General features: G+C 64.9%; 13 protein-coding genes. All 13 read right to left on the bottom strand.

Annotation, left to right across the window (positions count from 1 at the left end; genetic code table 11):
- Positions 1–116: 116 nt before the first annotated feature.
- Genes HBA99_RS08755 through HBA99_RS08695 form a run of 13 tightly spaced genes read right to left on the bottom strand, consistent with a single transcriptional unit; the run spans position 117 to position 12,852 of the window.
- Positions 117–1,778, bottom strand: a complete 1,662-nt coding sequence (locus HBA99_RS08755) for a fatty acyl-AMP ligase (RefSeq protein WP_109494124.1) — start codon at positions 1,776–1,778, stop codon at positions 117–119.
- Positions 1,775–2,017 carry an acyl carrier protein gene (locus HBA99_RS08750; protein WP_030095215.1) on the bottom strand — a complete coding sequence of 81 codons (243 nt, stop codon included), beginning with the start codon at positions 2,015–2,017 and terminating at the stop codon, positions 1,775–1,777. The genes HBA99_RS08755 and HBA99_RS08750 overlap by 4 nt, the downstream gene beginning before the upstream one ends.
- Positions 2,018–2,030: 13 nt before the next feature.
- Positions 2,031–2,801, bottom strand: coding sequence for an ABC transporter permease (locus HBA99_RS08745; protein ID WP_046253249.1), 771 nt, complete (start codon positions 2,799–2,801; stop codon positions 2,031–2,033).
- On the bottom strand, positions 2,798–3,736 hold the full coding sequence (locus HBA99_RS08740) for an ABC transporter ATP-binding protein (RefSeq protein WP_070951236.1): 939 nt from the start codon (positions 3,734–3,736) through the stop codon (positions 2,798–2,800). The genes HBA99_RS08745 and HBA99_RS08740 overlap by 4 nt, the downstream gene beginning before the upstream one ends.
- Positions 3,737–3,738: 2 nt before the next feature.
- Positions 3,739–4,491 (bottom strand): hypothetical protein, encoded by a 753-nt coding sequence (locus tag HBA99_RS08735; RefSeq protein ID WP_070951237.1) that lies wholly within the window; start codon positions 4,489–4,491, stop codon positions 3,739–3,741.
- Positions 4,488–5,006, bottom strand: coding sequence for an SRPBCC family protein (locus tag HBA99_RS08730; RefSeq protein ID WP_046253246.1), 519 nt, complete (start codon positions 5,004–5,006; stop codon positions 4,488–4,490). The genes HBA99_RS08735 and HBA99_RS08730 overlap by 4 nt, the downstream gene beginning before the upstream one ends.
- Positions 5,003–5,713, bottom strand: a complete 711-nt coding sequence (locus tag HBA99_RS08725; protein WP_070951238.1) for a hypothetical protein — start codon at positions 5,711–5,713, stop codon at positions 5,003–5,005. Before HBA99_RS08725 ends, HBA99_RS08730 begins: the two co-directional genes overlap by 4 nt.
- Positions 5,710–7,218, bottom strand: coding sequence for a pyridoxal phosphate-dependent decarboxylase family protein (locus tag HBA99_RS08720; RefSeq protein ID WP_070951239.1), 1,509 nt, complete (start codon positions 7,216–7,218; stop codon positions 5,710–5,712). The genes HBA99_RS08725 and HBA99_RS08720 overlap by 4 nt, the downstream gene beginning before the upstream one ends.
- Positions 7,215–8,570, bottom strand: coding sequence for an aminotransferase class III-fold pyridoxal phosphate-dependent enzyme (locus HBA99_RS08715; protein ID WP_070951240.1), 1,356 nt, complete (start codon positions 8,568–8,570; stop codon positions 7,215–7,217). The genes HBA99_RS08720 and HBA99_RS08715 overlap by 4 nt, the downstream gene beginning before the upstream one ends.
- Positions 8,567–9,625, bottom strand: coding sequence for a fatty acid desaturase family protein (locus tag HBA99_RS08710; protein ID WP_070951241.1), 1,059 nt, complete (start codon positions 9,623–9,625; stop codon positions 8,567–8,569). Before HBA99_RS08710 ends, HBA99_RS08715 begins: the two co-directional genes overlap by 4 nt.
- On the bottom strand, positions 9,622–10,602 hold the full coding sequence (locus tag HBA99_RS08705) for an NAD-dependent epimerase/dehydratase family protein (RefSeq protein WP_070951242.1): 981 nt from the start codon (positions 10,600–10,602) through the stop codon (positions 9,622–9,624). The genes HBA99_RS08710 and HBA99_RS08705 overlap by 4 nt, the downstream gene beginning before the upstream one ends.
- On the bottom strand, positions 10,602–11,798 hold the full coding sequence (locus tag HBA99_RS08700; protein ID WP_081347579.1) for an N-acetyltransferase: 1,197 nt from the start codon (positions 11,796–11,798) through the stop codon (positions 10,602–10,604). The genes HBA99_RS08705 and HBA99_RS08700 overlap by 1 nt, the downstream gene beginning before the upstream one ends.
- On the bottom strand, positions 11,770–12,852 hold the full coding sequence (locus HBA99_RS08695) for a hypothetical protein (protein ID WP_081347711.1): 1,083 nt from the start codon (positions 12,850–12,852) through the stop codon (positions 11,770–11,772). Before HBA99_RS08695 ends, HBA99_RS08700 begins: the two co-directional genes overlap by 29 nt.
- Between the last annotated feature and the right edge of the window lie 329 nt (positions 12,853–13,181).

The following is a 13,181-nucleotide window of genomic DNA, read 5'->3' as shown; positions in this document are numbered from 1 at the left end:
CACTGTGGTGAGTGCGGCAATCGGATGGCGCCGCAGATAGCCCGCACTTTGATCACCGAGTGGGCGAACCACTTTGGACATAAGAGAGCGGACACGGACCTGTTGTTCCCGTGTCGTCATCGGGTCGGTTCACACCTCGTCAGCCGTTCAGTGGTCGCTTTCCTGCGCAGCTTCCCCGAGGATGTCTTGGGGATCCATCCGGCGGGGACCACATGGACATCACGTGGGCTCACCCCCAGACTGCGGTAGACGCGGTCGGCCACTTCGGCCCGAATGCGTGCGCTCTCATCGCCGTCGGCATGCGACGCAGACTCCGCCACCATCGCGAACCCCTCGCCCGCCGCAGCGGTGGACAGACGCACCGCGGCGACACCGCCCGACCTCACGCCCGGGACTCCCACGACCGACCGTTCGATGTCCTCGGGGTGCACGTTGCGACCCGAGATGATCAGGATGTCCTTCTTGCGGCCGCAGATCACCGGCTGCCCATCCGCGGTGAGATACCCGATATCACCCGTGGACAGCCAGCCCTGCGCATCGAGCATCGATTCGAATCCCGCCGCGGTGCGGTACCCGGCGGTGACATTCTCCCCACGGATCTCGAGCTCACCGATCGTCCCTGTGGGCAGCACCGAGCGGTCCTCGGCCACCACCCGCACCTCACACCCCGGTAGCGGAAGCCCCAGCGCAACACGGGCGCTCGCCTCTTCTCCCGGGCCGGCGACCAGATCGGGATGCGGGGGCAATACCTGGAAACCCTCACCTCGGCGCACGAAGGAAACCGCCAGCGTGGCCTCCGCCATCCCGTAGGCGGGGACGATCGCGTCGGCCCGCATACCGAACCGGGCGCCCTCGGCCGCAAAGCGTTCCAGGGTGGCGACGTCGATGGCCTCGGCACCGCTGAGCGCGAACCGCAGTGAGGACAGATCGTAAGCACCGTCGGCGGCCTTACGCAGCCTGCGCGCCAGCAGTGAGTACGCGAAGTTCGGTCCGGCAGTCATGCTGCCCCGGTAGGTGCTGATCAGCTCGGCCCATAGCAGCGGGTTGCCTAGAAAATCCATGGGCGTCACGCTGACGGTGTTCATCCCCCGGCACATCGGGACGATGAGATACCCCATCATGCCCATGTCGTGAAAGAGGGGCAGCCAGCTCACCACCACATCGGATTCCGGATCGGCGCCCGAGGCAATCACCATCGCCCGCAGATTGGCTTCGATGTTGCGGTAGGTGATGCTGACCGCCTTCGGCGTACCGGTCGATCCGGAAGTCAACTGCAAGAATGCAATAGCGTCCTCGCTGGTATCGATGATCTCCCCCGGTGCGCCAGTCAGCAGGCCGGGCAGCTCCAGAGCGCGAGCGCCCACGGCCGCGAACTGGCCCGCGGCCGCCAGGAACGGATCACCGACCACCACGATCGTGGAGCCCACCGCGGCCAGCGCCTTGCCGGTGTCCTCGATCCACAGTTGCATGTCGGAGCGGTGCGTGGGCTGATGCAGCATGGTCACCGAGGCGCCGGACATCCATATGCCCTGCACCAACGGCGCGATTTCCCCAGGGGCACCGGCCAATACCGCCACCGCATCGCCGGGTCGCACACCCGCCGCCTGCAGGGAGCCCGCGATGAGCAGACCCCGCTGGTGTACGTCGGCCCACGACACGGCGCGCAGCTCCTCCAACCGCGAGGTCCCGTCGGGGTTGATCGGCGCGCAGGTGAGACCGCGCTCGGTGACCGCAGCACTGTCGCGCAGTCTGTCGATCACCGGGTTCGTCGTCTTCACAGGCGGCTCTCCACCAACTCGATCAACGCCCCGAGTGTCTTGCACTCGAAGACATCGTCCTTGGTCAGCTGAATGCCGAAGCGGCCCTTGATCTCCGAAACTCCTACCGCGAACGATAGCGAGTCGAATCCGAGATCACCCACCAACTCGGAGAAGTCGTTGACATCCCCGGTGGGCATCTCGAGTTCCTCGGCGATGAACTCGATGAGGAACTCGCGGACTTCTGACGTGGTTTCCATTATTTCCAAGCCTCTACTTGCCGATTTTCCGGCGGATCACCAGATGGATGGGGATTTGTAGCAGTGCGAACATGCCGATGGCCACCAGCGAACCCTTGACGACGAGCATCGCGTCGAATTCGCCGTACATGATCGTGGAGGCGGCGGACACGATGTGCGAGAAGGGGTTAGCGTTGATGCTGATCCTGAGCCAGTCGGACAGGAACACCGAGGGCATGAGGGCCTGGCTGACGAACAGCACCGGCAACGCCAGTGGCAGCATCGCCACCGGAGCCTGCGGATTGAGAGTGCGCAATGCCACCAGGTAGAACAGCGAGCTGTACGCCGCCGACCACAGGAACATCACCAGGACCAGGAAAACTCCGGTGAGCAGACCGGCCCGCAGTGGTGCGTCGAGGAAGGCCAGTAGTGCGATGACGATGACCGCCGCCGGCAGGATGCGGAACATCTCGAAGCCGATCTTGGCCGCCATGATCTGGCCGGTGGACACACCGTACAGCCGCAGCCGGTCGGTGAATCCCGATCTGATCTCGTCGATGAGTGTGCCGGCGCCATATCCGGCGCCGAGCATCGGGATGAGCATGATGAGCCCCGGCGCGATGTACGCGGTGTACGAGGACAGCGGGAATCCCGGAAGATCGGCGACGCGCTGGAACATGGAGCGTACGAAGATCACGAGAACGACCGGGAACACGATCGGGAAAATGAACCCGAAAACCGGCTGCCGCAAGCCCACTACGACATAGCGGCGGAAAAGTCGTGCCGTGTTGGACAAGGCGGTCACTGGGTTACCTCCAGGAATGCGTCGCGCAGCGAGGTGGATCGCACTTCGATATTGGCCGCGCCCAGACCGATCCGGCCCAGTTCGGCGCTCAGTGCCCCCAGCTCCGATGCCGATGCGGAATCCACTGTTGCGGAGAGGGTCCCGGTGTCCGTCCGCTGCACCGCGTAGCCCACGGCCGACAATTCCTTGGCCGTGTCTTCGGAGATGTCACCGTCGGCGGAGATTTCGATCGCGTAGCCGTGACTGCGGGTGAACTCCTGAGTGGAACCCGAGGCGACAAGCTGACCACTCTTGACAATGCCGACCTCGTCGGCGAGCGACACCGCCTCGTCCATATCGTGTGTCGTCAACACGACGGTGCGCCCTTCGGCGCGTAGCAGCCGGATGGCATTCCACACCTCCTGTTTCCCTTCGATGTCCAGCCCGCTGGACGGCTCGTCGAGGAACAACATCTGCGGGTTGTGGGCCACCGCCAGTGCGACATCGACGCGGCGGCGCATGCCGCCCGAGAGGGCACCCACCTTCCGGTTCAGGTAGCTGCCCAAGCCGAACTGCTCGACCAGTTCTTCCTCGCGGGACTTTCGCGTCCCCTTGGGCCAACCGGCGATTGCCAGGCTCATCCGGATCTGCTCGACCGGCGACATCCACAGATCGAGCGCCACCTCTTGCAGCGCCACGCCGATCAGCGGGCGCAGCTCCTTGGTCTTGTCGACCGGAATCCCGAGCACCTCAAGCTCCCCGCTGGTGGGCGCCAGCAGTGTGGTCGCCATGCGGATGGTGGTGGTCTTGCCGGCACCGTTCCTTCCGAGCAGGCAGTAGACGATGCCTTGCGGGATCATCAGATTCAGCCCGTCGACGGCTCGAGCCTCGGCGCCGGGATATTCCTTCACCAGGTCTGTCGCCCGCAGTGCGGGAGTGTTCGTATCTGTGGCCATGCTCAGCCCTTCACTCTCGGGAGGACGTGGCGTTCCAGCTTCTCGGCGAGGCTGATGCCCTGAGCCGTCATGTTCACGTCGATTGACGTGTACAGCGGGAAGCTGCCGACCGTGCTGTCCTTGGGTACCTCGTTGATCTGATGGATCTGACCGCTGCTTGCGCCGGTGACGGTGAGATCCAGGACGGTCCGTACGAGTTCAACCGGCTTATCGCGCCAATTCGCCTTGCGGGTGCCCTCGGGTTTGATGTGACCGTGGGCCTTGGCTCCCCCACCACAGGTGCCGCTGAGCTCACGCTCACTATCGATGTCGGACAGGGTGATTCCACCGTCGATGGTGCATTGCAGCGTCACCCGCGAATCCAGCGGGTTGACGATGGTGATGGCATCCAGGGTGCTGGGCTTACCTTCTCCGCCGGAGACGATCCCGGTCTCGTAGGGGAATCGGTCGCCCTGGTAATACTGTTCGATCTTCAGTTCCCCGCGCCGCGGGCCCGGGCCAATGGTCATGACACCGGCACCGGGTAGCGCGGTGGTCTCCCCGAGGTAGGTTACCGAGCCGGAGACCTCCAGCGCATAGTCACCGAAGGGTGATTTACCCTGCGGCTCGGATGCCGGATCTCCTTGTGCAGATGGATACTTCAACAGCGCGAAGGCATGCCCGACGGGCTTCCCGGCCTCCTCGTTCACCGGTGCGCAGGCGGCGGCCAGCGCGGCCGACAGCGCAACGGCGGCGGCCGTGCCCAGACGTCTCATCGCAGAGCCCCGGTGACGGACAGAGTCCGGCTCAGCCGCCGGTGCCGGTGCGCGAAGAAGGCCGCCAGAACCTTGCTCATCAATCTCCCCCATCCGGGGATCAAACCCAGCGGGGCCTGCGGGGCCAGGGTGATCTCGTCGGTCACCCGTGTCTTTTCGCCCGTCTCGGATGCCACCGGTTCCAGCGTGCGGTGGTGCACCCATACCCGCATACCGGTCATGAGCGACTCCTCACGGAACATCCGGCCGGGCTCGAGCCGGGCCACCGTGATGTCGTCGAACCCGAAGGGCAGAACACCGAACAACAGCAGGAAGCTCTTACCGATCCGGGTGCCCGGAGTGACGTCCGCGATGGACCGGCCCCGGAACTGCTTGGGCATCGTCATCTTCATGTACGGGCCCATCTCGTCGTTGATGCCCTCTTGCGTGGTCACCCGCTCCCACACTTTGTCTACGGGACAGTCGATCTCGCTGACCTTGCGAAAGACGTGTTCTTCGGTGTGAATCGATCTCATCTGGTTCTTTCCTTATCGGGGGACGGAAGTGCGGTAGTAGCGGTCAGCAGCGAGCCGTCTCGTACGGCGTCGGTAGCGTCGGGGACGAAGGAGCCACTGATGTCCAGAACGGCCGGCACGCTGTCGGCACCGATGTAGTCGGGCAGAATGTCGCCGATCTGGTGCAACCGGTGCGGCAGCAGGTGCTGGTACCAGTTGAACAACGGCACCACCAGCGCCACCGTCACAAACTGGACACCGTCGGCGGCCAGCGTTCCGAAGAATGCCTGCCAGATCTGCTCGATCATTCCGGCACGCCGGAACTTCTTGCGGACGCCCTGCGTGGCCAGCTCGGCGATACGCTCCGGATCCAGCTCCGCGAAGAACGAATCCCACTGCGGGTAAAGATAATTACGCGCCGGGCCACCGTGCCCTCGGAAGCTCCGGGCATCACGCAAGGTGCTGAAGCTGCCGAATCCGAGCTCGGGGTCGTATCGCAACGAACGCAATACACCAACAGGATGCTCGCGCGATTCCTCGGTGAAGCCGACGTAAATCTCCGAGGACCGCTCCCACGGGCGGTAATGCACCATCTCCCCCGCCGCGATATCGACACCTCCGGCGAAATCGTTCTCCAGGCCGAAAATCGTGAACTCGACATTCTTGGCCCAGGCAAAGCGGGCGTCGTCGGCCGACACACGCTCGACGCGTACCAACGGATTGCTCATACGGCGCTGGCCTCCGGGACGCGCGCAGACCAGATCCGGTTACCGTGGGCGGCTATCTCGCAGACCATCGCTGCCGCCATCGACGCCGTGACCAAGGGATTGACGAAGGTGAGCTTGATCGCCTGTCCACCGGCAGCACTGGAGCGGCCCACAATAGCCCGGCCGGTGCGCGCCAGCTCGGCGCGGACCGCGTCGTTGACGCGGTCGCACGCCTCGGACCCGATGCCCGGCTGCCGCCAGCGCAACACCACGGTGTTAGTACTCACCGGCGCCGCCAGCTCCAGGTCCGCATGTTCGGCCGCTGCCCGCGCCGCGGCGTGCGCCGCCGCACAGGTGGCATCGATCATCGCCGCGACATGCCGCTGTCCCACCGCACGCAGCGTGACCAGTACTTTCAGCGCGTCGAAACGCCGCGTGGTCTGCAGCGACTTACCCACAAGATTGAGGACATCGTGCTCGGAGTCACTTTCGGGGTTGAGGTAATCGGCATGTGCGGCAAGCACACCGAAGCTCTCCCGGTTGCGCACCAGCAGGGCGCTGCAGCTGATCGCCTGGAAGAGCAACTTGTGGAAATCCAGGGCAACCGAGTCGGCCGATTCGATACCGCGCAGCAGGTTTCGGTGCTGCTCGCTGAAGATCAAGCACCCACCCGCGCACGCATCGACGTGGCTCCAGATCCCGCGCGCACGGGCCATGGCAATGGGTTCTTCCAGCGGATCGATCGCCCCGAAGTCCGTTGTCCCGGCGGTGAGTACGAGCGCGAATACGGGTGTGGCGGCGCGGTCCGCCTCCTCCAGGATTTCCACTAGCGCCTCGGCGCGCAGCCGTCCGGCCTCGTCGGTCGGTACCTCGAGAACCGCGGCGGTCCCGAGACCCAACAACCGCAGCGCCTGTTGCACCGAGAAATGCGTCTGACGCGTGCACAGCACACGCCACGAACTGGCCTGGGGCGGCAGCCCCCGGGCGGCTATATCCCACCCATAGGTTTTGTAGGCGAACAGATCCCGCGCGAGCAACAAGGCCTGCAGGTTCGATTGGGTGCCCCCGCTGGTGAATGTCCCGTCCGATCCGGGACCGTATCCCATTCTGCTGCAGAGATATTCGACAACCTGCTGCTCGATCGCGGTGGCGGCGGGCGCTTGGTCGAAGGAGTCCATCGACTGATTGAACGCACTGATCAGTACCTCGGCGGCCAGGGACGGCAGCGCGGGCGGGCAGTGTAGATGCGCCAGGTACGCCGGATGCGTGACCACCACCGACTTCTCGGCCAGCAGCCCCGCTGCTTCATCCAGGGCGCGGCTCAGCCCGACACCCTCGGGGTCATCGAGGTCGAGTCGCCCGGCATCGTCTTTCAGCGCCGCATAACCCTCTACCAGGCCCGGTTTGGTGGCACCGCCCAGCACGACGCTGGCTCGGTCGGCCGCCAGCATGACGGCCTCGCGGTACACGTCTGCACTCTCCCCGGTGAGGAAATCACTCACGAAGGGACTTGGGGTTGGCGTCATCGAGATTCCACCAATGCCGGCTCGGCGGTCGCTCGAGTGCGCTCCACCACTGCCAGTGCCGACTCAAATGCATTCAGCGCCGCAGCGATATCGGATTCCTCGATGGTCAGCGGCGGCAAGAAGCGCACCACGTTGCCGTACTGGCCACCGGTCTCCACGATGAGGCCGTGGTGCAGGCACGCACGCTGAATCTCGGCGGCAAGCTCGGGCGCCGGGGCCCCAGCATCATCCCGCCACGGTAGATCGGGATCCACGATCTCCACACCCAGCATGAGCCCGACCCCGCGTACGTCACCCACCAGCTTCGAGCGGGATGCAATGGCATTCAAGCCATCCAGGAAGGTTTTGCCCCGCGCGGTTACCTGTGCACGCAGACCGTTCTCCCGTGCGAAGCGAATCACGGCACTGGCGGCGGCGAAGGCCATGGCGTTCCCGCGGAACGTCCCGGTGAAAGCACCGGGTTCCCACACGTCGAACTCTTTGCGCACCACCAGGACCGCGATAGGGATGCCGGATCCAAGCCCCTTCGAGATCACCACCATGTCGGGTTCGATACCGCAGTGCTGGAATGCCCACGCCGGGCCCGTGCGGAACATGCCCGCCTGCACCTCATCGGCGATCAGCGGAACCCCGAGGGTCGATGCGGTGCGGCGCAGCGCCTGTCCCCAGCGCGGCGGGGCAGGAATCACCCCGCCCTCACCGAGCACGAACTCGGCGATCAGCGAAGCCGGTGCCGTCACGCCACTGTGCGGACGCGCCAGCGCATCGGCCGCCGCGATGGCGAGCTCGACGCCTTGCTCCCCGCCCACGCCGAACGGGCTGCGATACTCCTGCGGGTAAGGCAGAAAGCTCGCCTGTGGCGACAGCACCACCGGCTGCTGGCGCAGCCCCCCACCGGAGCTCGCCGCGCGCGCGGCCCGCGTGCAGCCATGGAATCCGCCCTGTACCCCAACGTGTTCGCGGCCGCCGGTGGCAACCTCGGCGAGCATGAGAGCGGCCTCCACAGCGCTGGCCCCGCTGGGCGAGCACAAGTGGATGCTGGCATCGGCGGCAAGCCTCACCGGCAGGATCGAAAGCAGCTCCTCGACGAACCGGTCGCGGGACGGCGTGTGAAAGTCCAGTGAGAGCAATGGCTCCCCGGAGGACACCGTCTTCATGACGGCCTCACTGATGACCGGGTGGTTCCAGCCCAGCGACATGGCACCGGCGGCGGCGAGGCAATCGACGTACCAGCGGCCGTCGTCGGCACGCACCCGGGCACCCCGCGCCTCGACCGGCCGTATCGGCAACCGGCGGGAGTAGGTAGCCGCCCGAGATTCCCTTGCCGTAGAACTCAATTGATCGGCAGTCATGACGCCTCCTTGCGTGGGTGAGCCAGTAGCCGCCGCAACGATGAGGCAAGTGAACGATCTTCGGTGGTCCAGTACCCGGCATCGGGTGGAATAGCCGCCTCCAGCCGGCGACGTGCCTCCCCCAACTGGTGGTACGGCAGCTGAGGAAAGAAGTGATGCACCGCATGGAAACGCAGGCCAACGGGAGCCCATAGTGCACCCAGTACCGGCACCGAGGGGTGATCGATGGAGTCCAGGATCTGCTCGGGGAAGGTCATGCGTTCGGTCGTGCCCTCGTACCGGTGTGCCGCCAGTACCCGCAACCAGTTCACGAACAACGCCAGCGCCATCACCAGATACGCCTCCAGCAGCCGCATCGGCGAGTACGCGCCCAGGATCAGCAGCACCAGCATGGCCGATGTGTATGCGAAACAGGCGATTTCCTGTATCAGCCAGGAGCGGGGTGTACCCGCGGGCGGCAACGGGCGCTCGAAGTCGGCGTCGATCATGAGCGACGAGGCCCGCGTCAGCACCGCGGGCCTGATCGCGGGAATCAACCAGCTCAGCGGCCCCAACACCAAGAACCGGAAAACAAATGCCAGTGGCCCGACCGCCGCGGTGAACGGCAACAGGATGACGCGCCAGCGCGGCTCGCTGCCGTAGGCCACATACTCGCCGTCCTCGGCGGTGCCGTAGGTGCGCGACGCGTGGTGTTCGTGATGGAACTCGAAGGTGAATTTCGGTACCAGCAGCGGGATTCCGCATACCACGTGCCATACCACCGAGAACCAGCGCAGGTCACGCTCGGCATGCACCAGCTCGTGGACAAACAGCACCGCGCGGTAGAACGCGAAGGCCGCCACCACGACGCAGGCCGCGGCCGGGAGCGAGAGTAGATCGCCCGCCGGGCACAACAGGAACGCGGTGTACCCGACTGTCACACAGGCGGCCAAGTCCAGCCAATAGATCCATTGGCGGCGGGCAGCCAGGTCTGCCACCAGTGAGCGCGCATCGGCCATCGAAATGCCGAGCACTTCCTTGGAGCCGCCCTGCACCTGCCGTGCCTCGACCGTCATCGCACAAACTCCGCTATCAACTCGTGGGTGGATACCTGGGGAATGCCCAGCTCTCGCACCGCCCTGTCGGGCGCGTAGTACAGCTCGCGGGCCATCAGTTCGACGTTCTCGGGAATCAGCGCATCGTCGGGGTCGAAGCGCAAGGAGATATCGCGGACCAGCCTGTTGCCCTTGCCCACTGCCCGGAACAGTCCCATGGGCGCGGACCGCACCGGATGCTCGCGCCCCACCGCAGTCACGAGCAGCTCCCCGATCTGCCGGTAGGACAGATTGGCGGTGCTCAAGATGTACCGGCGCCCGTTGTCGCCCTTCGCCATTGCCGCGGTGATGCCCACCACGAAATCCTGTGCCGAGCACACGGCGGTCCCACCGGGTGGCACCACGCGCAGCAGGCCCTTGCGGGCGGCGACCAACAGTCCCTGCCAGGACCGGGCCGGCCCGGTGCCGGGCGCGAACACGGCGGCGGGGTTCACGACCACCACGTCCAGACCGCGCTCGGCGAAGTCCAGCATCAACCGCTCGCCGGCACGTTTGGTCGCCGAATACACGTTGTCCAGCACCGAATCGCGCAGGTCGAAGTCTTCATCGGCCACCACGCCGTTGCGTGGGTACCCGATGGCAGCGGTGGAGGAAACGTGCACCACGCGCTGCACGCCGTGTTCGAGCGCAGCGCGGGCCACGTGGTAGGTGCCCAGCACATTGGTCTGCCAAATCCTGTGTCCGAGTCGCGAGTTCGGCGATGCGATACCCGCCAGGTGATACACATGGGACACACCGCGCATCGCGTCGTCGATGCTCTGCGCGTCGGTGATGTCGGCGACGGCCACATCGACATGCGGGCGCAGCGCGTCACCAAGAACGGCGGGATCGTGCGGGTTCGTCAGGACCGTGACCTGCTCGCCGGCCTGCACCAAGGACGCGACGAGGGTGGAACCCAGGTACCCGGTAGCCCCGGTGACCAACGTCCGGCCGCCCATCACAGGGCCTTCTGGTAGACCCGATGGATTTTCTCCGGGTCTGTCTTCATTTGGGAGGTAAGCGAATTCGACCACACGTTGTCCTCGTGCACCCACGTGGTGGCCACCGACGAATAGCCGCTGCCGGTGATCGTCCGCACGATCTCCCCCGCCAGGATTCGTCCGATCCCGGCCCCGAACTGGGTCTGCACCGCGCCGATGAGCACCACCACAGCGGTGTCGATTCCCCGGATACGGCCGTGGCACCGGACCGCGAGCCGTGCCAGCAGCGCGGGGGTGAGCCGACCCGAGCGCCCGGTGACCTCGTTGACGTCCGGCAGCATCAGAAGGAATCCGACTGGGGTACCAGCGGATTCGACGATCCGCACGATGTTCGGGTCGATCAGCGGCCGCATCTCGGCGGCCATACCCGAGAACACCTCGCGACTGAGCGGGACATTCTCAGGATGATGGGCGAAGGAGTCGTTGTAGAGCCCACGCAACATCTCCAGTTCGTCGGCGTAGTCGCGCATTCGCACCGAACGCACCGACACTCCCTGATCACGCATCACCGCGTCGGCGCGCTTGAGCAGGCGCTGCTGGACTTGCGGGTTGCCGTCGACATGCCAACGGAAAGAGGCGGTATCGAACTTCTTGCGATATCCGGCCGCCTCCACCAGCTCCGGGTAGTACTGGGGGTTGTACGGCTGCATGACCGCCGGTGGCTTGTCGTACCCGGAGATCAGCAGGCCCACCTCCTCACGTGAGGTGTAGCTGAACGGGCCGACCATTTTGGTGATACCCCGACGCACGGCCCATTGCTCGGCCGTTCTCAGCAGGGCGCCCGCCACCGCTTCGTCGTCCTCGCTCTCGAAGAACCCGAAGAATGCGCAGTCGCCGTAGCGCTGTACGTATGCCGAGTCGATGCTGGCCGAGATTCGGCCCACGGGGTTGTCGCCGCGATAGGCGACGAAGTTCTCGATCTGCACCTCCCGGTGCAGGGGGTTGTGCTTGGCGTTCATCTTCGCGTGCATGACGCGGCGCAGCGTCGGGCGCCACTGCGGGTCGTCACCGTAGAGGCGCCAGGGCATCGAGATGAACTGCCTGGCATCACGACGAGACTCGACGCGACGCACCGAGACCGGCGGGCGCCCCTGCCGCTGCCCGGCGGGCTGCTGGATCAGTTCGTTATCCAGCACGGACAATTCCGAGGTCATGGGCCAATTCGGGATTGCCCTTGCTCTTCCACAGCGCGCCGTCCATGTAGAAGTGGTGCAGCACGAAGGTGAGCGGGACCGCGAAGATGACCGTGTCGAGCTGCCCGGCGAGGATGCCCAGCCCCCCGAAGAACGCGATGTACAGCGGCAGCGCCTTACGCGTCGAGAGCCGTGCCAGCAGCAGCTTCTTCTCACCCGGATCCTCGGTGTGCGCGAAACGGGTGTTGTTCCGCGTCCAGTTGATCAGGTGGTACTGCAGGCTGTGCGTTGTCGTCGCGATCAGGATGAGTGCGAAAAGGTCCGAGACCAGCAGGTAGGACAGGTTGTAGGACAGCGCCGCGATGATGAAGGTGGCCACCGCCATGGCCGGCAGCGTGCGCTGCCCGGCCCTCTTCAGCTGCACCTGCTCCCAGACGGCGATTCCCAACATGACTGCGGCACAGACGAATCCACCGATAACCAAGAATCCGGGAATGGGCGGCACCGGCACGCTCAGGTTCGAGAACGGCAGTCGGTGACCGAAGACCACATACTCGGAGAAGTTCAGGCCCTGGCTCGCCCGGTAGAGCACCGGAGCCAGGCAGACGGCGTACAGCGCGTACTTGATCCGGTTACGCGGGCCCTTGTAACCGTTCTTGGCCGCGTAGATGTTGATGATGCCGAAGTGCTGTTTGAGCACGTGGAACACCTGCCAATAGGCCCAGATGGCCAGCAGCGGCACCATCCAGCCGCCGAACCACAACGTGCCGACGATCGCGGCGACCACCACGAAGCTGATCACGTAATGCGCCCAGAACCGGGACCGCTCGCGAGGATCCATCCACACGCGCGCCGTCGTCGTCAGCACATGCGGTAGGTCGGACAGCAGGGAAAAGGTCACCGCTCCGATGAGGAATACGCCCTTGTGCCCGTCGGCCGCGAAGAGCACCGCGGACAACAACGCACCCAAACCGAAGACGAAGAGGATGTCGACGCGTCTGCTGACAAACCACCCTGGCCGGTTCACACCGTCGGTGTTCTTCAGCTCGTCGGTGCCGGTAGCAAAGGTGGCCATGGCGATCATCCTCAGGTAGGCGTCATAGACTTAGTTGGTAATGATTATCGTTTTCATAACGTAGAGACCGGGCAGCGCCGTGTCAACGCCGCGACCTGGGAGCGGGCTGTGACACTCCTCACCCACAACTGGCCGATTGAGGTGCATAAATCACGATGAGACACACCGGAAACCCCACTGGGACGACCTGGAGTGAACACCAGGACGCCGTGATCAAATCGCCGGCCATGCCTAGACGTACAGGCCCTTCTGCCCCACTCACTGCATCTGATGCTGACGAATTCGTGAGTTTCAGCAAATTTTTGAAGATTCGGCGGCACGGTACTGTG

This window comes from Mycobacteroides chelonae, assembly GCF_016767715.1.
Classification (GTDB): Bacteria; Actinomycetota; Actinomycetes; order Mycobacteriales; family Mycobacteriaceae; genus Mycobacterium; species Mycobacterium gwanakae.
This window is presented reverse-complemented; position numbering and strand designations above follow the sequence as displayed.